Origin of the sequence: Nocardia sp. NPDC051929 (assembly GCF_044548645.1) — a bacterium.
GTDB lineage: Bacteria > Actinomycetota > Actinomycetes > Mycobacteriales > Mycobacteriaceae > Nocardia > Nocardia sichangensis.
Genome location: NZ_JBIUCG010000011.1, coordinates 1 through 22,860 on the forward strand (window position 1 = coordinate 1; position 22,860 = coordinate 22,860).

21 protein-coding genes and 1 pseudogene are annotated in these 22,860 nt (G+C 66.2%); 10 read left to right on the forward strand and 12 right to left on the reverse strand.

Going from position 1 to position 22,860, the window contains the following annotated elements; all coding sequences use genetic code 11:
- Positions 1-148: 148 nt before the first annotated feature.
- Both istB and ACIHAX_RS15760 read right to left on the reverse strand, forming a co-directional pair.
- Positions 149-1,000 (reverse strand): IS21-like element helper ATPase IstB, encoded by an 852-nt coding sequence (gene istB, locus ACIHAX_RS15755; RefSeq protein ID WP_397278090.1) that lies wholly within the window; start codon positions 998-1,000, stop codon positions 149-151.
- Positions 997-2,349 (reverse strand): annotated as a pseudogene (locus tag ACIHAX_RS15760) (Mu transposase domain-containing protein). Before ACIHAX_RS15760 ends, istB begins: the two are co-directional and overlap by 4 nt.
- A gap of 432 nt (positions 2,350-2,781) precedes the next feature.
- Between ACIHAX_RS15760 and ACIHAX_RS15765 the strand changes: the two are divergent.
- Complete coding sequence (locus ACIHAX_RS15765; protein ID WP_397278092.1) at positions 2,782-3,150, forward strand: hypothetical protein; 369 nt, start codon at positions 2,782-2,784, stop codon at positions 3,148-3,150.
- A gap of 383 nt (positions 3,151-3,533) precedes the next feature.
- On the opposite strand, the gene ACIHAX_RS15770 is transcribed toward ACIHAX_RS15765, so the two are convergent.
- Positions 3,534-3,677 (reverse strand): hypothetical protein, encoded by a 144-nt coding sequence (locus ACIHAX_RS15770; RefSeq protein WP_397278094.1) that lies wholly within the window; start codon positions 3,675-3,677, stop codon positions 3,534-3,536.
- A gap of 430 nt (positions 3,678-4,107) precedes the next feature.
- Positions 4,108-5,409: a hypothetical protein gene (locus tag ACIHAX_RS15775; protein ID WP_397278096.1), complete on the reverse strand. Its 1,302-nt coding sequence runs from the start codon at positions 5,407-5,409 to the stop codon at positions 4,108-4,110.
- 682 nt (positions 5,410-6,091) lie between these two features.
- Here ACIHAX_RS15775 and ACIHAX_RS15780 point away from each other — a divergent pair.
- On the forward strand, positions 6,092-6,310 hold the full coding sequence (locus tag ACIHAX_RS15780) for a hypothetical protein (RefSeq protein ID WP_397278098.1): 219 nt from the start codon (positions 6,092-6,094) through the stop codon (positions 6,308-6,310).
- Positions 6,311-6,545: 235 nt separating this feature from the next.
- On the opposite strand, the gene ACIHAX_RS15785 is transcribed toward ACIHAX_RS15780, so the two are convergent.
- Complete coding sequence (locus tag ACIHAX_RS15785) at positions 6,546-7,094, reverse strand: Imm21 family immunity protein (protein ID WP_397278100.1); 549 nt, start codon at positions 7,092-7,094, stop codon at positions 6,546-6,548.
- Between the two features lie 232 nt (positions 7,095-7,326).
- Here ACIHAX_RS15785 and ACIHAX_RS15790 point away from each other — a divergent pair, with 232 nt between their 5' ends.
- The 4 genes from ACIHAX_RS15790 (at position 7,327) to ACIHAX_RS15805 (ending at position 11,822) form a co-directional block, all read left to right on the forward strand.
- Positions 7,327-7,956 carry a glyoxalase gene (locus ACIHAX_RS15790; protein WP_397278102.1) on the forward strand — a complete coding sequence of 210 codons (630 nt, stop codon included), beginning with the start codon at positions 7,327-7,329 and terminating at the stop codon, positions 7,954-7,956.
- A gap of 41 nt (positions 7,957-7,997) precedes the next feature.
- On the forward strand, positions 7,998-8,432 hold the full coding sequence (locus ACIHAX_RS15795) for a YdeI/OmpD-associated family protein (protein ID WP_397278104.1): 435 nt from the start codon (positions 7,998-8,000) through the stop codon (positions 8,430-8,432).
- A gap of 586 nt (positions 8,433-9,018) precedes the next feature.
- Complete coding sequence (locus tag ACIHAX_RS15800; protein ID WP_397278106.1) at positions 9,019-11,313, forward strand: molybdopterin-dependent oxidoreductase; 2,295 nt, start codon at positions 9,019-9,021, stop codon at positions 11,311-11,313.
- On the forward strand, positions 11,310-11,822 hold the full coding sequence (locus tag ACIHAX_RS15805) for a winged helix-turn-helix transcriptional regulator (protein WP_397278108.1): 513 nt from the start codon (positions 11,310-11,312) through the stop codon (positions 11,820-11,822). Before ACIHAX_RS15800 ends, ACIHAX_RS15805 begins: the two co-directional genes overlap by 4 nt.
- 256 nt (positions 11,823-12,078) lie before the next feature.
- Here ACIHAX_RS15805 and ACIHAX_RS15810 read toward each other — a convergent pair whose 3' ends face one another.
- Entirely contained in the window at positions 12,079-13,716 is a 1,638-nt protein-coding gene (locus tag ACIHAX_RS15810; RefSeq protein ID WP_397278110.1) for an MFS transporter, read from the reverse strand.
- A gap of 331 nt (positions 13,717-14,047) precedes the next feature.
- On the opposite strand from ACIHAX_RS15810, the gene ACIHAX_RS15815 reads away from it, so the two are divergent.
- Positions 14,048-14,635, forward strand: coding sequence for a TetR/AcrR family transcriptional regulator (locus tag ACIHAX_RS15815; RefSeq protein WP_397278112.1), 588 nt, complete (start codon positions 14,048-14,050; stop codon positions 14,633-14,635).
- 69 nt (positions 14,636-14,704) lie between these two features.
- Here the strand turns inward: ACIHAX_RS15815 and ACIHAX_RS15820 are convergent, their stop codons facing one another.
- From ACIHAX_RS15820 to ACIHAX_RS15840, 5 genes are read right to left on the reverse strand one after another with little or no spacing between them, the layout of a single operon-like run.
- Complete coding sequence (locus tag ACIHAX_RS15820; protein WP_397278114.1) at positions 14,705-15,109, reverse strand: hypothetical protein; 405 nt, start codon at positions 15,107-15,109, stop codon at positions 14,705-14,707.
- Positions 15,106-16,374: a molybdopterin-dependent oxidoreductase gene (locus ACIHAX_RS15825; RefSeq protein WP_397278116.1), complete on the reverse strand. Its 1,269-nt coding sequence runs from the start codon at positions 16,372-16,374 to the stop codon at positions 15,106-15,108. The genes ACIHAX_RS15820 and ACIHAX_RS15825 overlap by 4 nt, the downstream gene beginning before the upstream one ends.
- On the reverse strand, positions 16,371-17,027 hold the full coding sequence (locus ACIHAX_RS15830) for a methyltransferase domain-containing protein (protein ID WP_397278118.1): 657 nt from the start codon (positions 17,025-17,027) through the stop codon (positions 16,371-16,373). The genes ACIHAX_RS15825 and ACIHAX_RS15830 overlap by 4 nt, the downstream gene beginning before the upstream one ends.
- Positions 17,024-17,713 (reverse strand): DUF2064 domain-containing protein, encoded by a 690-nt coding sequence (locus ACIHAX_RS15835; protein ID WP_397278120.1) that lies wholly within the window; start codon positions 17,711-17,713, stop codon positions 17,024-17,026. The genes ACIHAX_RS15830 and ACIHAX_RS15835 overlap by 4 nt, the downstream gene beginning before the upstream one ends.
- Positions 17,710-18,369: a glycosyltransferase gene (locus ACIHAX_RS15840; RefSeq protein ID WP_364425718.1), complete on the reverse strand. Its 660-nt coding sequence runs from the start codon at positions 18,367-18,369 to the stop codon at positions 17,710-17,712. Before ACIHAX_RS15840 ends, ACIHAX_RS15835 begins: the two co-directional genes overlap by 4 nt.
- A 124-nt stretch (positions 18,370-18,493) precedes the next feature.
- Here ACIHAX_RS15840 and ACIHAX_RS15845 point away from each other — a divergent pair, with 124 nt between their 5' ends.
- From ACIHAX_RS15845 to ACIHAX_RS15855, 3 genes are read left to right on the forward strand one after another with little or no spacing between them, the layout of a single operon-like run.
- The gene (locus ACIHAX_RS15845; RefSeq protein WP_397278122.1) at positions 18,494-19,840 is read left to right on the forward strand and encodes a hypothetical protein; all 1,347 of its coding nucleotides are present in this window, start codon (positions 18,494-18,496) and stop codon (positions 19,838-19,840) included.
- 5 nt (positions 19,841-19,845) lie between these two features.
- Entirely contained in the window at positions 19,846-20,556 is a 711-nt protein-coding gene (locus ACIHAX_RS15850) for a response regulator transcription factor (RefSeq protein WP_364425607.1), read from the forward strand.
- Positions 20,549-21,592 (forward strand): sensor histidine kinase, encoded by a 1,044-nt coding sequence (locus tag ACIHAX_RS15855; RefSeq protein ID WP_397278124.1) that lies wholly within the window; start codon positions 20,549-20,551, stop codon positions 21,590-21,592. Before ACIHAX_RS15850 ends, ACIHAX_RS15855 begins: the two co-directional genes overlap by 8 nt.
- Here ACIHAX_RS15855 and ACIHAX_RS15860 read toward each other — a convergent pair.
- Entirely contained in the window at positions 21,576-22,634 is a 1,059-nt protein-coding gene (locus ACIHAX_RS15860) for an NAD-dependent epimerase/dehydratase family protein (protein ID WP_364425603.1), read from the reverse strand. The genes ACIHAX_RS15855 and ACIHAX_RS15860 overlap by 17 nt on opposite strands.
- Positions 22,635-22,860 lie beyond the last annotated feature (226 nt).

A 22,860-nucleotide genomic window follows, 5' to 3' on the forward strand; every position in this document is an offset into this window, starting at 1 on the left:
AGCCATGTACGGCAGAGCACGATTCGACCTACTCCGGCTCCGTGTCCTGGCCACCTCGTAGCAACCGGACCCATCATCGAAAGTGGGACAGAGCCCCGAATCTCCCCAACCGGGCTCATCGAAATGCCTCACCCGTGGGCGGTCCCAATCATAGGGGCTGTCGGTTCCCGGTAGTCGCCCGCCGGAGGTTGTCCGCAGTCGCCTGGGGATCGCGCAGCCGGTAAGAATCGCCGTCGAGGTTGACGACCATCGACCGGTGCAGCAGCCGGTCCAGCAGCGCGGCGGCGACGGTGTTGTCGCCGAGGATCTCTCCCCAGGACCCGACACCCCGGTTGGTGGTGATCACGATCGAGGTCTTCAACAAGCGTTGCGATACAACCTGAAACAGTGCTGACGCCGCCTCCGCCGGCAACGGCAGATAGCCCAGTTCATCGATCACCAGCAGCGCCGGACCAGCGTAGAAACGCATCGTCGTCGCCCAACGACCCTCGATCGCGGCCCGATGACAACGCGCCGCGAGATCGGCGGCGGTGGTGAAGTAGGTGCGGTAACCGGCGTGCGCTGCCGCTCGCGCGAGCCCGGTCGCCAGATGCGTCTTGCCTGTGCCGGGCGTTCCGATGAGCAGGACGTTGGTGGCGGTTTCCAGGTAGCGGCAGGTGCCGAGCTCGTCGAGCAGCGGCCGGTCGATCCCTGATGCGGCATCGACATCGAAGTTCTCCAGCGACGCCGGGGTCGGCAAGTTCGCGAACCGCAGCCGGCCGGTGAGGCGGCGCGCTTCGGTGTCCTCGACCTCGATCCGCAACAGCTTCTCCAGTGTCGCTGTAGCCGAAAGGTTTTGCATGGTGGCGTCTTCCAGCACCTGTGGTAGCGCTTCGGCGGCGGCATGCAGCTTGAGCGTGGCCAGATGTGATCGCAGTTGCTGGTAGCGGGTCGCGGTCTCGTCAGCGCCGACCGCCTTGGTGGCGCGGCGGGGAGTTTTCTTCGGGGTGGGGCTGGTCATTTGCGGCTCCTGGCGGTGGCGGCGCGCTCGTAGGCGGCCAGATCGGTGACCGTCGCGGTGGTGGCGTCCGTGTCGACGGTCGGGTTGGGGTCGGCTGCTGCGCGCAGCGCGGCCGCGGCGGCTCGGGCGGCGTCGCCGGGTGGGATGCGTTCCTTGCGGCGGTGCGGGCGGCCGGTGTTCGCCGCCGCCATCGCGGCGGCGTCCAGCGCGACGACATGACCGTGGTCGCGGACGGTGGCGCCGATCCCGTCGGCGGCGCGTTCGTGGCGGGCGATCACGATCCCGGCGGTGGTGGCGATGTCGATGTGGTTGCCGCGCAACGGTTGCGCGACAATCACTGTCGCCGATGCCAGCTCGGGTGGAACCCGAGTAGCGGTTGCCGCGCCAGGACACCATCGCCTGCCTGGATGCGACCCGGGGTTCGGCGACCATCGCCGGATAAGGCTCGGCGGGCATGGGCCGCAACGGTTCCCGCGCCGCGACCGTCGCGACGCTCGCGCGACCGTCGGCGGTGGGGCGCAGCCGGGTATCGCCGCGCAGTGAGCAGAACCTGTCGAGGGAGTCTTGGGCTTGTTCGACAGTCACCTCGTCGGCGAGTGTGCGCCACCAGCGTTGCGCGGCAGTGTGATTGGCTTTCTCGACCACGCCTTTGCGGTTCCCCCGCCGGGGCGGGCAGATCGCCGGCACCACCGCGTAATACTTGACGACCGCGGCGAACGACGCGGTGACCTGCCCGCTGGCCGGGTGGCAGACCGTCGACATGCGGTCGAACCGCCACGACCCGGTCACTCCGCCCAGCGCTCGGGCGACGCGGTCCAAGCCCTCGATCAGATGCGGCTGATCGGTCGACGGGGCGAGGTAGCCGCGCCAGCGGCCGGAATGGGCAACGACCCGACGAGCAGGTGGGCGTTGGCGCCCCACCCCCAGGCTGCTGGTGGGTCCGGCAGATCAACCCAGTCCCACTGGGTTTCACCACCAGGCGCGTGCGGGATGACGGCGTTAGGGCGTTCGGTCGCGGTCCGGCATGCCTCGCAGACCGGCCGCAGTCCGCGGGCGCGGATGTTGCGGGTCAGCGACTGATACGACAACGGGAACCCTAGCGGCTCCAGCTCGTCCATCAGGGTTTGCGCCCACAGGTGTGGGTCCTCGGTCAGGCGGGCGGTGACGTAGTCGACGAACGGCTCGAACGGATCTGGCCGGTGGCGTTTGCGGACGCCGGGGGTTCGTTGCCCGGCCAGATACGCGCGAATTGTCTTGCGATCGCGGCCGGTGTGGCGGGCGATCTGGGAGATCGTCCAGCCTCGGGCGCGTAGGGCACTGATTTCCACATCTTCCTCACGTGTCAACATGGAAAAGCGGGCCTCCTCCGAAAGGAAACTGCTGGTCAGGTGTGGTAACCACCAGCATTGGAGGAGGCCCGCCCTTCACGGCGGAGCCACACGGGACAAATGGGGAATCTCGGTCAAGTCACCCAGGTGGGTACCTTTTCGGCTGGTGAGGATGAAAGGGTGCCCAGTGGGTGTATTTCTCCGAAATGTGTACAAAGTGGGTAGCTCTTTGATCTTGACGTCCTGAGCGCTCGTCTTGGAGGCTTGTAACGGGCGGAGTGCCGAATCAGTTTAGGTTGGGCAGCTTTCGTCTTCGAGACCGGACGGTTGGCGTCATGACACTGGCAAGCACGTTGGGCGCTGGGAAGCGTGGCTCCTGCTCGGATAGCGGTTGTGGAAGCTGTCGCGACGAAACGGCCGCCGCCCGGTCTGTCGCGAGTGAGGAATCGAAGCGTGAGCACAAGGTCTGAAGAATGGTCACCCGGGCGAGTACCGGCAGGCTGGGGCGTCTCGGAAACTGAGCCCGCTGCAGCCAGGCACCCGCGCCGCGCTGGTCGCCTGGCTGGCCGAACGCCGCCGCCTGCTACGCGGCCACCCGAACAGGTCGCGCTGTTCCTCACCGAACACGCCCCGCACCGGCGCCTGGCCGTGCGCACCGTCGCCGACGCCGGCCTCGACATCTCGCCGGGCACGGTGCGTGCCACCGCCGAACAACGCATGCTGCGCGAAGGCCTCCCGCCCACGGTCGTCGCCGCCCGCCTCGGGCAGCAAGCCCCCGACTCGGGTCCGGGCACTGCTCGGCGCCGCGCCGCGGCCGCGTAACCGCCTCGCGCTCACCGCCGGTGAGCAGCTCGGCATGTCGTGAATTCCTCCCGCCGCGAACCTGATGGATCAGTGTAAGACTTACCCTGGCTGTCACGGACAACCTAGTTACGTCGTCCGCGCACAGAAAACACGACACTGAAAAATGCCGTTCCAGAGTCTATGTGGATTTGAGCATGCTTGTTTTGGTCTGGTGTCGACAGCGGCTGCCCCGGCGGTTGGCGTCCGCCCGAGGCTATGATCGTCGGCAACCTGCACGGATGGGTCGCTCGCCGCAGCGGCGTCCACCTCACGGCCAGCAAGCCTGAAAGCACAATTCGCCATGTATGTCAGCGGGTGAACCGCCTGGCTGCGCACACCCTCGCGAAGCCCGTAGGCGACCGTCAAGCCGTCGAGCGTGCCCGCCTCGAACTCACCGCAGCGGCCTGGTGCTCCGTGACGAACGTCGAAAGCCCCGCCCAGGAGAGCAGTTTCGCGATCAACGGCCACTTGCGCAGCCGCAGCAGCGCGGTCGCCACCGCGAGCATGACCGCCGCGCCGACCTGCCCGACCGGCGAAGCGGCTCACCGAGACCGAGGTCACGGCCGGGTTCTACGGGGATCTGTTCCGGCCCCCTGGACAGCCCCTGTCGGGGCCAGAGCCCTGGTATGACGCCGACGACGTCGAACCCGGGTTCGAGCAGAAGCTACTACCTGCACCCATTCCGCATCACCGGTCACATTCCCCGCGCAGTTCCCAAGCCACCGTCGGCACGTCGCGTGGTGAGCTGGATCATGAGCGACTCCCTGTGCCGCTTCCGAAGACCGGCAGCGGCTCAAGGAGATCCTCGCTTCGAGCACCGAACTATCCGCTCTGGTCGCGTTGGACATCCCTCATGACCTACCGAGCCTTATTGTCGCCGCGTAGGTCATCGTCAGACACCATCAACAGACCCGCGGTTCGGAACGTCGGCGCGGTTCACGGCCGTCGAGGCTGTCTGTCCGGGTAGAGAGCTTCGCGAACTTTGGGTATGCAGTGTTCCAAGACGCTTTCGACATCACAGACGTTCAGGCCGGATGACATCGACCTGTCCCAGTGTTCTGCCTGGAACAATGGTCGTTGCAGCCGAGCCCGAGGGCTGTGATCCCGTGGCCGCTCAGCGACCTGGGTTGCCATGGCTACGGTAAAGGCGACCGCAGCAGGCCACAGCCGCTCGAACGCCACTCCAGCCATCCGATACATCTCGCGGTATTCAGCAGGTCCCGAATCGCCATCGAAGTCTCCGTAGCTATCGGAGACGAGTTCGTCCCGTACCGACTCCATGAAGCTGACGCGGCAGGTGGATTGCAGTTCTGGGAAACTTCGGCCGACTGCGGCGATGATGGCGTTCAATGAGGCACCACAACCGAGGTCGGCCAGCGCAATCGGTCGCTGAGCTGCGGGCGGCAGCCATATCCATGTTTGCAACGAGTCGGCCCACCACTCTTCGGGTACCCGCCAACCGGGGGATCGTTCTTTCCACTGCTGCTTCAACCATCCCAGCAGGTCGGCCCCGCCAAGGCAGCCCAGCAGAACCTGGGCCGCCGCCCAGCCAGCTGGTGCCGCCACACTTTCCGTGGCAGCGAAGTCGAGGTCATATGCGAGCAGCGCAGGATCGAGGTCGATATCTGCATCGAAGATGCAGCACGGACACACCTCGAGCCGGGAATCCAGCATGTCGCGCGCTTCGAATAATCCATCTGAGGGGTAGCGGTCCCCGCAGATGTCACACGTCGCGCGTTCCGGGATGTCACTCTGGTCGCGGTGACGGGCTTCGCTGATCAAGCTATTGATCTCGGTGACGATCTCGGTGAAGGGCTGGTTGGTGGAGACTTCCCTTGGTTCGAACCCGACGACACGCTGCAGCTCGTCAGAGTAGTTGTACATGCGCGGGGCGGTCACGATGATCTCCAGCGGCGATCCCAGATCAAATGCATTCGGATCGTCGGGGTGCTCGTCACCGGTCAAATTCCGTTGAACGGCGGCACTCACCTCCCGCCCAATGTTTACCGTGGCTGGTCCCGCGTAGATCCATAGTCTGCCGCCCATCGGGAACTGGTCGGCGATCACCGGCCAGCCAGCTGCTCGGAACTCCGCGACGAGGCTGTCGTGCAACGTCGTCGCGAGTGGAACCTCCGCTGCCTTGAGTTTGTTCAGAGAATTGGCGGCGTCCAAATACGTCTTGCCGGTCGCTGCGGCGAACGCGCGGGTTTCTTTCTTCCGCCGATGATTACGGGTCATGCCTGCCTCCTGATCCGGCACGGCTTCCCACGCTCCGCGCTAGAAAGTCACGGGCACAATGATGGTTTAGAGTGGCGCGATCAGCAGACCCTGACCGTGGAACACCGGCAACGGCGTGGGCGTCGATATCCGGCATGGCGCGGGCCAGCGCCGCGGCCCGTATACACTGTAGTCCACGACAAGCGATTTGCGCAGCGCGCTGCGAGGTAGACACACTCAGGCGGGAAAGCTCGCGGACGCGTTGCGTCCTCCGGTGTTGGACAAGGATCAGTTCGCGCCGTTGTTGGAGGAATCGGTCATGCAGAAGTTGACCGGCGATCCCCACGCTCGCGATTCGAACAGTCGAGCGAATGCCCGCGACGGCGGCCGGTCGCTACTGGTGTCAAGAAGTTCGGCGGTGTCTCATCTGTTCAGCCTCGCCCGCGAGCCACGGCAGACTTTGGCCTTGCCCGATCTGCCGTGCGGTGACTGCGGTCGACCACACCCCACCGGGTATCAGCGACCTACCCACTGCGGATTGCCGATCCCATGGATCACCCTGGTCGCCGAAAGCTCTCACGCGCAACTGCGACCGCACTGGCGTCGTGTTGACCGGACTAATGATCGGCACACCGTCGAGTATCCGTAGATCCGCGATACAACTCGATACAACTCATCACCTGTTCAGGAGCAAGGAGATCAGGTGTTCGATGCAGTTGTTCGCGATCTTGAGACCGTGTCGGCGCTGCCACGGTGGGGTCGGGTCGAGCAGGTGTACGGTTCCGTCCCGTGGCGAGTGGTCGACGATGCAGGTGTTGGGGTGGAACCGATTCGCCGCTATCTCGGGGAGTTCGTCGCGCAGTCCAGCAGCACGGGTTCAGTGCGCAGCTATGCATATGCGCTGCTCCGATGGTGGCGGTAGCTGCGCGTTATCGGGGTGGCGTGGGATCGGCCGACGCCCAGGGAGGGCCAGGATCTGGTGTTGTGGCTGAAGCAGGCCGCCAAGCCACGGAACTCGCCGCGCACGAAGTCGGTGGCGACGGCCGGTGCAGTCAATCCGATTACGCGGAAGCGTTACCTGAGCGATCGTTACGCAGGCCGCACGATCCGTCACTTCACGCAGTGAGATCTTGTCAAGAACTGTGGGTCAGTAAGGTTCAGGCAACCTCCGTTCCGGTGGTGTCGTTGAGGTGCTTGTCGACGGTTGGCTGGAGCTGAACGAGGATCATCCAGTTGCCCGGGTTCTTGATGTAGGTTGCCCGGACTCGGTAACGCCCTGGATCGAGGGCGATGTGAAGCTGGTTGTCGAGTTCGATCTCAGTTCCCGGCCAGGCCGAGTCGAAAAGCATGACGGGTTCTCGTATTTCCCAGACGAGGTCTTCGCCTGGATCCCATATGATGTGTTCTTGTAATGCTTGCCGCGCTGCGGCGACAAGTTCTTCTTCGGAGTCTGCCGCTGCCCATCGCAGGAACGTCCGCTCGGCTGGGAGATATGTCGTGCGAGCGGGTTCGTCTCCAAGGACCAATGCCTGCTGCGAGCCGACTGTGACCAGGCCGATGTACCCCTCAACCGAACAGGCTCGGCCGTAGTCGCCCCATGTTTCTACGGGTCCGTCCATGCCGGATGCGCCGCGCCAGTGACCAAGTTCTGATTCGGGGGCGATCAGCAGGGGGCCTCCAGCGGACTCGACCCATGTGTAAAGCATGACGGCTCACTCTATGTGCGTTTGTCTGTCGGCGGCGGCAACCATGCGGCGGAGTCCGCGCGACACTGACCTGAGCGACGTCATTTCCATGCGCACACCCCGAAGGTCTTCTGCTCGGTCATGGGGACCGGGCCGCCGCGGTCCACCAACGAACCACCTACTGGATTCTCCGTAGCGGGTTCCGTGGTCGGCACGGATGGCACCGGGGTGGCCCGTTCCTATCGTTATGGACATGGAGATCACCACGAAGACCAGCACCGACATCACCATCGAACTCGAAGTGGCCGACCCCCGAGCCGCCACCGCGATCTACGAGTCCGCCTTCGGGCTCGGTGACCGGATCGGGTTCCGCGCCTCGCAGACACCCAGCACCGGATTCCGCGGATTCCTGCTGTCGCTGGTCGTCTCCCAGCCCTCCGCGGTCGACAGCCTCGTCATCACCGCCCTCACAGCCGGGTTCACCATCGTCAAACCGGCCAAGAAGAGCCTGTGGGGATACGGCACGGTCCTGCAAGCACCCGAAGGCACGATCTGGAAGGTCGACACCTCCAACAAGAAGGACGTCGGGCCGTTCACTCGCGAGATCGACAACCTGGTATTGCTGCTCGGCGTGGCAGATGTCAAGGCCAGCAAGCAGTTCTACGTCGATCGCGGGTTCACGGTCGCGAAGAGCTTCGGCGGCAAGTACGCCGAGTTCGCCAACCCGGGTTCGCCGGTGACCCTGGCGATGTATCCGCGCAAGGCCGCCGCCAAGGACGCCGGGATGTCGCCGGAAGGCAGCGGATCGCACCGCATCGTGATGGACAGCGGCATTGGTTCGTTCACCGACCCGGACGGGTTCATGTGGGAAGCCACGGCCTGAGCCCACAAGTTGACCAGCGGCAGAACAACAGGAGAAGGCTCATGAAGTTTCGGACCCACGTCGAACCGCCCGAGCCCATGCGTGGCCTGGAAGTTCCGCCCGAAGTGGTAGCCGCGCTCGGCGAGGGCGCGCGGCCACCGGTGACGATCACGATCAACGGGCATTCCTGGAAGAGCCGGGTCGCCCTCATGCGCGGCCGCTACCTGCTCGGCCTCAGCAACGCCAACCGGCAGGCCGCGGGTGTCGAGATCGGCGAGGAAATCGAGGTCGAGGTCGAACTCGACACCCAGCCTCGTGTCGTCGTCGAACCACCGGACTTCGCCGAAGCTCTGGACGCCGACCCCGTCGCCCGCGCCGCGTACGACGACCTTGCCTACAGCCGCAAGCGCGAGCACGTGCACGCCATCGAGAGCGCGAAGAAGCCCGACACGCGTCAACGGCGCATCGAGAAGGCCATCGCCACCTTGCAGGGCTGAAATTCGGTAGCGATACTCCGCCGACTGGCTACACGGGTCAGAGGAACGCCACCAGTGCCAGTAACTGAATCCGCTTCCGACCCGACGGCACCCAAGGAAGCGGGGGAACCTCAATCACCGGATGAATTCGAGGCAAGCTACCATCACCCGGTTCCGGCTGGAACTTGATTACCCCGCCCTCCAACAATGCGGGGGAACCTCAGGGACTGGGCACGGTCCCACTGATCGACATGGCACCGAGCAGAGTGGTGGTTGCCTGGAATGAAGGTGACACCAACCCCCTGATCCGATCGTTCGTGCAGATAGCCACGATCGCATACCTCGATCCCCCACCTCGGCCGTCAAGGCGACCCGGTCCACTAGGCGAACGAAGAGCGCGCCTCGGGACGCACCGAAAGTGACCCGTCGCTGCACGAGCAGTGGCTGATTCGGTTCGCAGATCCGGACACAGCGTCTGGCTGCGCCACACCGCCGCCGAGTGCATCGACTTCACAACCGGGGCCGCGCCGAATGGGCAACACCACTGCCAGCGCCGTTTCCGCCGGTGTCAGTAGCGCTAGTGAACTCACTCCCTTAGTATGGCGAGATGACGGAGTGGCGGCCTACGGCCTGCATCCTGTGCGAGTGCAACTGCGGCATTCAGGTACTTGTCGGACCTGATGGCCGGACGTTCGAGAAGATTCGCGGGGACAAGCAGCATCCCGCTTCAGCGGGGTACACGTGCAACAAGGCGCTGCGGCTCGACCACTACCAGAACGGGCGCGCGGGCCGGCTCACCGCCCCGCTGCGCCGCCGCACGGACGGCGGTTTCGACGAAATCGATTGGGACACAGCGATCTCGGAGATCTCGACCGGACTGCGGGAGATCGGCCGCCGCTACGGCGGCGAATCGATCTTCTACTACGGTGGCGGCGGTCAGGGCAACCACTTGGGCGGCGCGTACGCTCCGGCGACCATGGCCGCCTACGGCATGCGATATCGCTCCAGCGCCTTGGCCCAGGAGAAGACCGGCGACTTCTGGGTGTCGGCGCGGATGTTCGGTCACCCGCTGCGTTCCGATGTCGAGCATGCCGAAGTAGCGCTGTTCATCGGCAAGAACCCCTACCAGTCGCACGGATTCCCACGCGCGAGATCGGTGCTCAAGGAGATCGCCCGCGACCCGAACCGGGCGATCATCGTCCTGGACCCGGTGCGCACCGAGACCGCCGAGATGGCCGAATTCCACCTGCAGTTGCAGCCCGGCACCGACGTGTACCTGCTGATGGCGATGGCCGCCATGCTGGTGCGCGACAACCTGATCGACACCGGCTGGCTGGCCGAACACGCCGAGGGGCTCGACGAGGTTCTGTCCGTGCTGCGCGCGGTGCCGATCGAGAAGTACTGCGTCATAGCCGATGTCGACCTCGAGCTGGTCACCGCCGCCACCCGGAGGCTGGCGCGCGCGGAGTCGGTGGCGGCCCTCGAGGACCTCGGCGTCCAGATGAACCGCTATTCCACGGTGGTGAGCTACGTCGAGAAGCTGCTGTGGCTGTTGACCGGCAACCTCGCCAAACCTGGAACGCAGTACGCGTTCACCGGGCTGACCGCGCTCGGTCACGACCGCGGACATCCGGCCGGACAGTGGCCGACGAGCCCGGTGGTGGGCGCACCCATCATCAGCGGCTTGGTGCCGTGCAACGTGATCAGCGAGGAAATCCTCACCGATCACCCGGCACGCTACCGCGCGATGTTCATCGAGAGCAGCAATCCGGTGCATTCGCTGGCCGATTCGGCGCGGATGCGCGAGGCGCTCGCAGCGCTGGAACTGGTCGTGGTGATCGACGTGGCGATGACCGAAACCGCGCGGCTGGCCGACTATGTGCTGCCCGCTCCCACCCAATTCGAGAAGTACGAAGCGACGTTCTTCAACTTCGACTTTCCCCGCAACATCTTCCACCTGCGCAGGCCGGTGCTGCCGGCGCCTGAGGGCGTGCTGCCGGAACCGGAAATCCACGCCCGCTTGGTCGAGGCGGCGGGCGCCCTCGGCGAACAGGATTACGCACCGCTGCGCGCCGCCTTGGCGCAGGGCAGAGACGCCTACGCGCTCGCGATGCTCACCGTGTCGGCCGATCCGGCCAAAGCCAAACTGGCTCCGGTTCTGCTCTACCGTACGCTGGGCCCGACCCTGCCCAACGACGCGGCCGCCGCCGCGCTGTTGTGGGTGGCCGCGCACAACTGCGTCCGCAAGTTCCCCGCGAGCGTCGAACAGGCGGGGTACGGGACGGGTTTGCCCGCAGGCGAGCGATTGTTCGAGGCCATTCTCTCCGGTGAACACGGCATCGTCACCACCGAGGACAGCTACGAAGAGACCTGGAACCGCCTCCGCGGCAAAAAGGTCCAGCTGGATATACCGGAGCTGCTGGAAGTGGTGGCGGGCCTGCCGGATATGTCCGCCGATTCCGACGACTGGCCATTCGTGTTGTCCGCCGGGGAACGCCGGGCTTTCACCGCCAACACGATCATGCGCGACTACGGCTGGCGCAAGCGCGACGGTGCCGGTGCGCTCCGCATCAGCGCCATCGACGCGCAGCGACTCGGGCTGGTCGCCGGCGATCGGGTCCGCGTCACGACTCCTCGCGGCAGCGCGGAGGTGGCGGTCGAGCCCACCGACCGGATGCGATCGGGGCACCTGTCGCTGCCCAACGGCTTCGGACTCGAGGTCGCAGAGGCCGACACCGAGACGATCAGTATCGGGGTAGCGCCCAATGAGCTGACCCGATTCGACTCCCGCGACGAATGGGTCGGTACGCCTTGGCACAAATACGTAGAGGCCAGGCTGGAGGTATTGCCGAACGACACGGCGACCGACACCACGACATTCCTGGATACGGTCGAGGCATGAAGCGCACCACCTTCGCCAACTGGCCGTGCACCGTAGCCCGCACCGTGGATCTGATCGGAGACTGGTGGACTCCCCTCGTTCTGCGGGAGGCCTACTACGGTGCGACGCGTTTCGAGGAATTCGAACGCTCCCTGGGCTTGAGCCGCAACGTCCTCAGTCAACGGCTGACCCGGCTGGTGGACGAGTCGCTGCTGGAGCGAGTGCCCTACCAGCAACGACCGGTGCGGTACGAATACCGGCTCACCGAGCAGGGCCGCGACTTCTTCCCCGTCATCACCGCGATGATGCGCTGGGGCGATCGCTGGCGCGCACCCAGCGAAGGCCCCCCGATCACGCTGCACCACAACAGCTGCGGGCACGACATCTACGCCGAGACGGTGTGCGCGCACTGCCGGGAACCCTTGCGGCACAGCGATGTCAGCGCTCGGCTCGGGCCCGGATTCCCCGAACGACTGAGGGAGACCGCGCTGGCGACCGGACGATTCGACGACAACCCAGCGCAGCCCTAGCCTCGACGCCCGAATCGGCTGCCGAATTCGAAGAATTCCGCTCTCGGCGACGTCCGCAGTGCTGGCGATTCGGTGGTCGCCGAGCCCGCTGTCGCCACATCAGTGACGCGGGCCGTCCCCGCTGTTCTGTGAACACGTCCTGCCCTACGGGGGCGGTCGAGTTGGACATGAACTCCCCCAAGCCCCCTCAGCGGCGGCCGAACCCTGAGCAGTTCGGGCGAGACCGATTCCCTTTCGGCGGTAGCAGAGGTCAAAACTACCTGGATCGCGTCCGAAGTGGCTTGGGCTTCTCCCTGTAGGCGAGGAGAACGGAATCTTCAGCGGGTTTCCATGGCAGGAAGACGGCGATGGCGGCCGCGACGAGCAGTGACGCCGAGACCGTCACATAGGATGCGAGCTGGAACCCCTCCATCGATGCGGATTTCATCGCGTAGATCAGATCGGCCTTCTGTTGCGCGAAGGCGGGGCTGGTCGGGCGCCTGACCATTTCCATCACCGCGATGACGCTCTCGCGAGCGAAGCTCTTCTCGTTCGGGGTCATCAAGAAGTCGGGGACGGCATCGATCCGCGGGCCGATCTCGGATGTGTACACCGAGGCCATGATCGATCCCAGCACCGCGACCCCGAGCGTCCCGCCCGCTTCGCGGGTGGTGTCGTTCACCGCCGACCCGGCTCCTGCCTCATCGAGGGTCACCGAGGACATGATCGATTCCGTTGCCGGGCCTTGCACGATCGCCAGCCCCAAGCCCATCAGCACCATCGAGACAAGCACCGGACCGACATACGGTGTCTGCACCTTCACCTGCCCGGCGATGAACATCCCGACGCTCATCACCACCAGACCGAAGACGATGACGGCAGTGGTGCCGACTCTCTGCGCGGTCAGCGTGGCCAGCGGGGCGCCGACGGCGATGGAGGCCGCGAACGGCAGTGAGTGCAAACCGAATTGCAGCGGCGACAGCTCCATCACTCCCTGGAAGTAGGAAGTGATCATGAACAAGAACCCGAACATGCAGAAGTAGGCGACCGCGATCGCCGCCGCGGGCAGGGAGAACCGGCGTATCCGAAACAGGTTCATGTTCAGCACGGGCGAGGCGGTGCGCGTCTCCCGTCGGATGAACACCGCGAAGCAGACCACCGCGAAGACGAAGCCCATCAGGCTGATCGGGGCGAGCCAGCCTCGATGCGGGGCCTCGATGACAGTCCACACCAAGGCGGTAACGCTCATCAACGACAGGGCGATACCGACGACGTCGAGCCTGCCGACGTGTGCGCCCTTCGACTCAGGGACCAGCATGCGGGCGAGCACGAGGAGGACGAGGGCCACGGGAATGTTGACCCAGAAGACCGAGTGCCACGAGAAGTGCTCCAGGAGCCAGCCTCCGGCGGTGGGGCCGATCGCGATGGCGAACCCGGCCATCGCCGTCCACGCCGCGATGGCGATGGCCCGTTCCCTGGTGTCGGTGAAGACGTTGATGATCATCGCCAGGGTGGCTGGGAACACCGCGGCGGCGAACACTCCCATCGCGGCGCGGGCGGCGATCACTTGCCCCAGATCGGTGGCCGAGGCGCCGGCCAGGGACATCACCGCGATGCCTGCCAACCCGAGAACCATGACCTTGCGGCGGCCATAGCGGTCTCCGAGGTGACCGAACGCCAGCAGCAGCCCCGCGAAGGTGAGCGTGTAGGCGTCGACCACCCACTGCAACCCGCTGAAGCCTGCGCGCAACTGCACTCCCAGTGAGGGCAACGCGACGTTGACAACGGTGTTGTCGAGCACCACGAGCAGTTCCGCGACACAGATGACGACGAGGGCAGCCCACCGGCCCCGTGCTCCCAGGTCTGCGGTGTCCACTGTCGGTGCGGGTGGTGCTGCAACAGATGAGTGGGGCATAGCGAATCGGCTCCTCGTGATCGAAACAGGGCGCCGCCTCGGAAGGCGCGGTGAACGGCCCGACTGTCCGCGGCGGCCGGGCCACCAGGGTCGGCAGCCACAGCGGCGCTGGCGGCGCAGCTCGGGACCGAGCCAGGCTTTCGATACGCGGGCGCCATCGACCACTTCTTGCAAATTTGCCCGTTACGGTCGGTAACACTTAGTCACGTTAGTAGAACAGCTGGTCTATTACAAGGCGCAGAGCAACGCAATATCCAGGCTGTCCTGCACAGGGGCTCGGGTCAGAGAAGACGAACTGGTCTAGTGTGGCCATCGCTAGGCTGGTTGATCTGTGCCGCAGGCGAGGAGGGCGCATGGCCGTGAACGCGCGAAGGCGTTTGATCGAGAGCGCGATCGAGCTGATCCGACGTCGGGGGTGGCCGGCACGGGAGTGGCCGACCTACTCGAACAGAGCGGCACCGCCCGGCAGTCGATCTACACACACTTTCCTGGCGGAAAGACCGAGCTGATCGAGGAATCCGTCCGGACCGCAGGGGCCTGGATCGAGCAGATGATCCAGCAGATGGCCGAGACGCTCACTCCACTGGAAATGCTGCGGGCTTTCGTCGAGTACTGGAAATGGGTACTGGTAACCAGCGACTACCAGTCCGGATGCCCGATCGCCGCGGGGGCATACGGTGGAGCGCCTGGGGCCCGAGAACTGGCCAGCCAAGCATTCCGGCGCTGGGAAGACCATCTGGCCGAGCAGGCCATCGCCCGAGGCGTAGCCGCCCATACGGCACACAGCCTCGCGACGACAACAATCGCAGCTATCGAAGGCGCAGTCATGATGTCGATCGCAGACCGCAGCATCACACCCCTCAACCGCACCTACGACCAGCTTCGCGAACTGTTCCAGATCCATTTCCAGGCGCACTGACCGGCCTCGATCGAGCGCCCACAACGCGACAGCGGAGGACACATCGTCGAACTTCGATCCGGATCGAGGTCATCGAAGGCATCGGCGCAAGAGCAGGATGACGACGACGAGCGACCATACGACGACCAGGGCGGCGGTCAAGTTGAGCAGGTAGGCGCGATCCAGCACGGTCGGATTGTCGGGCATCGCGTGTCGACGGCCGACAACTGGCGCGGCGATCACGGTGAGCGTGACGGTGCATACGGCGCCGCACGCTGCGGTCGCCCACCAGCCAGAGGGGAGTATTCGTCTCGCGCCGAGTCCGATGGCCGCCGACAGTGGAGCGAAGACGGCGTCGTGCAGCAGGATTCCGCCGCAGAACCACGCCACGACGGACAGCAGCTCCGCGGGGGCGAAGCTCAGCAGTGCGGTGATGCCGTACCAGCCGAGCCCGATGCCTGTTACGAGTAAGGCTGCCCGTGCGGCGGTGATCACGACAGCACCTCTATTCGGGAAAGCCATTTCGTCTGCAGCACGCCCGGTCGGTTCGGCGCGATGAGACGGCACGGGTAGCCGTGGTCGAGGTCGAGCGTTTGCCCGTTCAGCGTCAGCGCGATGAGCGTGTCCGGGTCGATGACATGATGCGCGGGCAGGACCGAGCTTCGATAGATTCCACCGGCTTCGAGGGAATCGAAGCGCACGTCTCCCCCGCTGTAACCGACCGCGGCGAGTAGCTCGCGCAGCCGGACACCGGACCAAGAGGCGGATGCCGACCACCCTTCGACGCACGCGATCGGCAGTCGGGCGCTGGTTTGCGGTAAGGCGGCCAATTCCTCTCGAGTGAACTGGTGTACCCGGTTACCTGCTGTGATGACCAGCCGGTAGCCCGGATCGCGTGCGAGATCGGCGACCGCGGCCGCAGCCGCTGATCTGTTGACGGGAACACCTTGCGGTCCTTCTCCGCTACGGGGCGCGAGGATCGCGGTCCAGCGCAGGAATGGGACAGTCTGGCCCGATATCGCCAGCGCGCCGACTGTCGCGGAAACCCATGCCGCGTTCAGGACCGCACGGCGGGAAATTCGGGAGACGTCGGTCGCGGGACCGACTGCGATCGGATTGTCACGTGCTTTCGCCGCGGAGAAGTCATTGGTCGATAGTGATGCGGGCGCTGACGACTGTGCTGAACTCACGTCGGATGCCGCATCGGCCGCCGAATCGAGCGGACGGCTCAACACATCGCGCACCACAGGCAGCTTCACCGCCAGATGCACCGCGAGGGCCCCGATCGCGACGTGTGCCATCGCATAGTGCGCTGTGGGGAAGAAGAATCTCCACGGATAGTACTGCGCGATGTTCGCAAGCCCTGTCGACAGTTGGAATACGACTGATCCCACCAGCAAGCCGATCGATCCACGTTCGGCGATCCACAGGGGCGATCGCAGGTTCGGTCGTCGGAACAGCCTCGGATAGACCGCCCAGAGCTTCACCAGCAGCAGCGGAATGGCGGCGACTCCGGCGATGACGTGCGCGCCCTGGCTGAGCCGGTACAGCCACACGGGTCGCGTGGGCCACCAGAACCAGATCGGTGGATGCTGGATCCAGTGGCTGACCAGACCGGTCGTGAAGCAGATCAGGATCGTGATGCCGAGTGGGATACCGACCCGGCCGGCGAGTTCCGGCCCGCGTGGTCCGGGGCTGAAACGCTCACTGCCGCTAGTAGATTCGTGCGGTCGCTGCTCGGCGGAGTCGCGTGCGGTCATGCGAGCGCCGCCGCTGCGGTGGTCCTGTCGCGGTCTAGCCAAGCAATGTGTCGCCCAGCCACCTCGACTGTCGTGCGCACCCGGAAGCCCGCGGCCCCGGCCAGAGGTTCGGCGTACTCGACGCCGACCCGGGTCCACGAGAACCACGGCCCCGCCGAGGTCGCGGTCTCCACGCGTATACGCTGGGTGACCATACCGCTACCGGGACGGTCGAATTCGATCACGGCGACCCCATCGCTCGCGAGCAGTTCACCGACTCGGCGCAGCAAACGATCAGGATCGGCGCCGATGCCGATGTTGCCGTCCGCCAGCAGCGCGTAAGACCATCGTCCGGCGCCGGGCAGCGGTCCGAACATATCGCGCTGCAGAGCGGGCGCGCCGCGACCTCGCGTGATCGCCACGGCCGTGGCGGAGATGTCCACGCCGAGGGCGATGACGCCGCGCCGCAGCAGCGTGGCGACCAGTCGCCCTGGTCCGCAGCCGAGGTCGATCGTCGGCCCGTCGCACTCTCGGGTCAGGGCGGTGTCGGCACGACGGTCGGCAGAGTCGGAGGAGTTCAGCCACCGTCGGGTCGGCAACGCGCGTCGGGTTCCGTCCCCGGCACGGATCCAGCATTCGGCGCCGGTAAGTGCCCGGTCGAACACTCCGCTCATCGGATCGCCAAGTGTCGGCCGCGTAGGCGGTGCACCGTCTCGGCGAACTGTCCTGAAGTGGACGCGGCGACGCGCAGGGCGTCTTCGAACAGGTCGACGTCGGAATGGGTGGGCAGCGTGCGCACATGAAGTCCGCATTCTCGCACGGCCTTTCGAGTCAGCAGGCCGGTGCGCGGGGTCGACATCGGCACGGTGATCAGGGCGCGCGCGGGCTGCGGTGTGGGCAAACCGAGGGCCCACCAGCCGCCGTCGGTGGCTGGGCCGAGGACGGCGTCTTCGGTGTCGACGAGTTCGCCTGCGGCGCAGGTCAGTTGATCGGCGCCGATCTGCGGTGTGTCCATGCCGATCTGCAGCACTGGCAGTGCGGCCCGGGCCGCGTCGGCGTGCGCGTTGGCCAGTCGCTCTCCGAAGGTGCGGCCGCGCTGTGGCAGGACCTGGACCCGGGTCAGCAGTTGCCGTAGTTCGCCCTGGCGCTCCGCTGCGGTCAGGTCGCCGGTCAGGGCGACAACACGGTGTGCGACGTTGCTGCGCAGCACGGCGTCGAGCGTGTCGAGCAACGACGCTGCGGCGAGGTCAGCGGCCTCGTGCGATGTGAGCGGCGGTGTGAGACGTGTTTTGGCGAATCCGGCGACCGGCGCCTTCGCCAGTACCAGCAGCGTCGCCGCTACGGTTGTCGGCCGTCTCATTTCAGGACCGCCCAAAAGTCGGCCGTGGCACGCACCGAGCCGCGCAAAGAGCCGGATACTTTCGACGCGCCACCGGCTCGTGGCCGGTAGGTGATGTCCTTTTCCACTATTCGCCAATTGGCTCGCGCCGCACCGATGAGTAGTTCCAGCGGGTAGCCGAAGCGGGTGTGCAGCGGGCCCAGCGCGAGCAGCGCAGAGCGTCGTGCGACTCGCATCGCGGCGATGTCGTGGACCGGCACACGATATTTGTGGCGCAATCGACCGGCGATTATCCGGTTGCCGAGGTGTGCGTGCCAGGGCCAGACGCCAGGGTGGACGGGTTTGCGTCGGCCGACCGCGAGGTCCGCGCCTGCCAGCACCGCCCTTACGAGCATCGGCAATTCGGCGGGGTCCATCGAGCCGTCTCCGTCGAGGACCGCGATCAACTCGGTCTGCGCCGCGGCAATACCCGCTTGAACCGCGGCGCCGTATCCGGGCTGTGGTTCGGCGATCACCCGGGCTCCCGCCGCGCGGGCGACGGCCGCGGTGGCGTCGGTGGATCCGTTGTCGACAACCAACGTTCGGTAGCTGCCGGGAATGGCCGCCAGAACGCCGGGCAACGCTTCAGCTTCGTCGCGGCACGGGATGACGACGGTCACTCCGTCTCGCTCGTCCATGGATTGGGTCACCGTGCCGACGCTAGGCGCAAGGACGCGTCGGAGGGCCTCGAAACTCGTGACGAAACTCTGACGTTATGCGAATCGCTTCCCTTCTCCGCTGATCCGGGAATCGCGCGAGCCTATGGTGACCTCTGTGCACGATCTCACCGAAGCCGCACGGGGCCATGCGGTCCGCCTGCGCGGCGATGTACTCGCCGGCGGCGCCGCCTGCGCGCTGGTTGCCGCAGCGTTCATCATTCCGCGAATTTTCAGCGAACAATGGCGCCGCTCGCTCTACGCGGGGACGGCCCCGATCTTCGGCGTATGGCTGCCACACGTTGGATGGGGCACCGTCCCGGCGATCTTGCTAGCCGGAGCGATCGTCACGTCCGGTCCTGCGGTCGCGGCCCGGTTGTCGTGGCGGCGGCTGCTGGGTGCGTCCTACGCTGCGTCGGTGTGCTGGGCGCTGTCGCTGGCGCTGATCGACGGATGGCAGCGGGGTTTCACCGAGCGTCTGATGGATCGCAACGAGTACCTGTACGAGGTTCCCGGGGTCACCGACTTGGCCGCGATGCTTCGCGGGTTCTCGGGACGAATTCTGGACTTCCAGCCTGACTCGTGGACCACGCACGTCTCTGGCCATCCTCCAGGGGCGCTGTTGTTCTTCGTGCTCTTGGAGCGGGCCGGACTCGGTGGCGGGACATCGGCGGCATGGGCCTGTCTGCTGATCGGGTGCAGTGCGGTGATCGCCGTGGCTGTCGCGCTGGACGCGCTCGGTGCTCGGGCACGCGCGCGGGCAACGTTGCCGTTCCTCGTGCTCGCGCCCGCGGCGTTGTGGATCGCGGTATCGGCCGACGCGGTTTTCGCCGCTGCGACCGCATGGGCTGTCGCATTGCTCGCTGTCGCGGCCCGTTCCGGCCGCGTGGCGGCTGCTGTCGGGGCGGGAGTGTTGTTCGGCCTCGGCGCGTATCTCAGTTACGGGCTGGTGCTCATGGCTTTTCCGGCTGCGGCCGTGCTCATCGCCGGTCGGACGGTGCGGCCGCTTCTTCCCGCGCTCGGGGGTGCGCTCGGGGTGGCTCTGGCGTTCACCGCCGCCGGGTTCTGGTGGCTCGACGGATACCACTCGGTGGTTCAGCGCTACTATCAGGGAATCGCCGCCGAGCGGCCGTTCGGCTACTGGTGGTGGGGAAATCTCGCCGCCACCGTGTGCGCTGTCGGTCTGGCCACCGTCGCGGCGATGCCGGGCGTGCTGGCCCGGTGGCGCTCGAGGGACCCGGCTGCGCTGCTGGTGGTCGCCGGGTTGTGCGCTGTCCTCCTCGCCGACGCCAGCGGTTTGAGCAAGGCCGAGACCGAGCGGATCTGGCTGCCGTTCGACGTGTGGCTGCTCGCAGGCACCGCTTTCCTGCCCGGGCCGTCGGTCCGGATCTGGCTTACGGTGCAAGCGGTGGGCACGTTGCTGCTGGTCCATCTGATCCTGACGAATTGGTGATTGCCATGTGCATACTTGTCGCCGACGACGACCCCGTAGTGCGGGAGGTGGTGCGCCGCTACCTCGAACGCGACGGCCTCACCGTGATCGAGACCGCCGACGGGGCAAGCGCCACGGCGGCGCTGGCCCGCCGCGACGACACCGAGCAGGTCGAGCTCGCGGTGCTGGACGTGATGATGCCTGCCCCCGACGGCATCGACATCTGCCGGTCCGTTCGCTCCGGGGCGCATCCGGACATGCCGATCATTCTGCTCACCGCGCTCGGCGAAGAAGAGGATCGGGTGCTCGGGCTGGAAGCGGGCGCCGACGACTACGTGACCAAACCGTTCAGCCCACGCGAACTCGCGCTGCGGGTGGCGTCGGTGTTGCGCAGGTCCCGGCTTCCGGTGACCTCTGGCCAACCGATATTGCGCGACGGCGGCATCGAGGTGCGCCCCGCGGCGCGATTCGCGACCGTCGACGGTGTGGCGGTGGACCTGACCCCGCGTGAGTTCGACCTGCTCGACTTTCTGCTCCGGCATCCGGGTACGGTGTTCAGCCGCGAAGATCTGCTGGCACGGGTGTGGGGTTGGGACTTCGGCGATCTGTCCACGGTCACCGTGCACGTCAAACGACTGCGTGCCAAGCTCGGCGACCAGCACCGGATCGACACCATATGGGGACGCGGCTACGCGTGGAAACGCGCCGGTGACGAGCGCGAGGCTTCGCATGGATGAGTCGACGGCGCACATCATCCTGTTCACCGCGGCCGGTTCGGTGCCGGTGGTCCTGCTCGGCGCGATCCTGCTGCACGCGGCGGGCAAGCGGTCGCTGACCAGCAGCATGGTCGTGCTGGTTCTGGTCCCGATTCTCTCGGCGCTGGCTGGTATGACCGTGGTCAGTGGTCTGATGTTCACCGCCGAACTGCATCGCACCCTGCTCGTGCTCCTCGTCGTCTCCGTGGTCACCGTGCCCGCGGCGGTGCTGCTCGGCCGGCAGCAGGCCCGCAAGACCGTCTGGGAGAAGCAGATCCGTGAGCAGGAGCGAGCCGCCGAACATGCCAGGCGTGAGCTGGTCGCATGGGTGAGCCACGATCTTCGTACCCCGCTCGCGGGTATCCGCGCCATGACCGAGGCGCTCGCGGATGGCGTGGTGGCCGACAGCGCCGACGTATCGCGCTACGCCGCTCAGATCGGCCGGGAGGTGCACCGGCTTGCCGGCATGGTCGACGATCTGTTCGAGATGTCGAAGATCAGCGCCGGTGCGTTGCGGCTGGAGCCGGAGCTGCTCGACCTGCGTGAACTCATCGATGAGGTACTCGCCGCCCACCGCGTGACCGCCGAGCGCGCCGCGGTCGCGCTCCATGCCGAGCACCCGGACTCCGCGATCACGGTGACCGCTGACGACCGGGCCCTGGGTCGTGTGCTGGCCAATCTCGTGTCGAATGCGATCGCGCACACCCCGCCCGGCGGTCAGGTGGCGATCTCGGCCGGATCCGACGACGGGCATGCCTGGGCGCGAGTCGACGACACCGGCCCGGGCATCGCCGAGAACGATCTGCCGCGCATTTTCGAGGTCGCCTACCGGGGCGCGTCCACCCGATCGCAAGTAGCCGCCGACGGCGTACCGGTAGGCAGCGGCATGGGACTGGCCATTGCCGCGGGCCTGGTCGAAGCGCACGGTGGCGACATCACCGCGCGCAATCGCGAACAGGGTTGCCGGTTCGAAGTGCGGCTGCCCTCTCCAGGGCACCGAGTCAGATCGTCGGCGTGAGCGCCCCGGTCGTCGCACGCAACGGCGCGAACGCGAACTCCGCGAGCCCCTCCCGCGGCCCTACTCGCGCACAGAACCCCAGCGCCCGCCGCGCTGCCTCGGGACTGGCCACGATATGGCGGACGTCGCCGGGCCTGAAGTCGCCGGTGACGACCGGAGGCAAGCCATCGCGGGCGCTCGCCAGTACCGCGGCGACCTCACCGATCGTGATGGGCTGTCCCGAGCAGATATTCAATGCCGAGAATCCGGGCAGCGGTTGCTCGACCGCGGCGAGATTCGCGGCCGCGATATCGGTGACGTGCACGAAATCCCTTGTCTGCCCGCCATCTTCGAACACGCGCGGCCGATGCCCCGCTTCCAGGGCCGACCGGAATATGGCCGCGACACCGGAATATGGCGTGTCCCTGGGCATATCGTCGCCATACACATTGTGATAGCGCAGCGCCGTGGCCATGCCGCCGGTGGCGGCGCTCCACGCCGCCGCATAGTTCTCCTGCGCCACCTTGCTGGCCGCATACAGGCTGCGTGGCCGAAGTGGAGCGTCCTCCGGCACCGGTTCCCAGTCCAACGCTGACCCTGTCTCCGCGCAGCGATGTTCGAACCGTCCGCGTTCGAGATCCGCCGGAGTACGCAGCCCTGCTTCCACAACCTCTCCGCGCGCGTTGCGGTAGCGGCCCTCGCCGTAGACCACCATCGACGACGCCAGCACCAGCCTGCGGCAACCGGCTTCCGCCATACCGGCCAGCAGAACCGCGGTGCCCAAGTCGTTGTGCCCGGCGTAGGCGGGCGCGTCCGCGACGCTCACTCCCGCCCCAACGACAGCGGCCTGGTGACACACCACGTCGATGCCCCGCAGCAACGGCTCGAGGCCGCGGCGATCGCGGACGTCGACCCGATGGACACCGTCAGGGGCGAGTGCACCGTGGCCATGTGCCGACGGCAACATCAAATCGACGGCGATCACCTCGTGACCGGCCTCCGACAAGGTCCGGCGCACCCGCGATCCGATGAATCCGGCAGCGCCGGTCAGCATGATCCGCATCGGCCTCACCCCTCGCCGACGCTGCTCGTGCGGGCTCCGCCCGCGAAATCCACGTCCATGAGGTGATTCTGTCCACATGACAGCCGCAAAAGTGTGTTCGACCATCGGCGCGTCACGGTTTCGTCACTTCTGCTACACAGCTCCGGCCGGGCTCTCCGGTGACCGCGCGGACCGATCCCCCGTCGAGCGACCTGGAGAGCACCCTCTCTCAGAAGAACAACCAGCC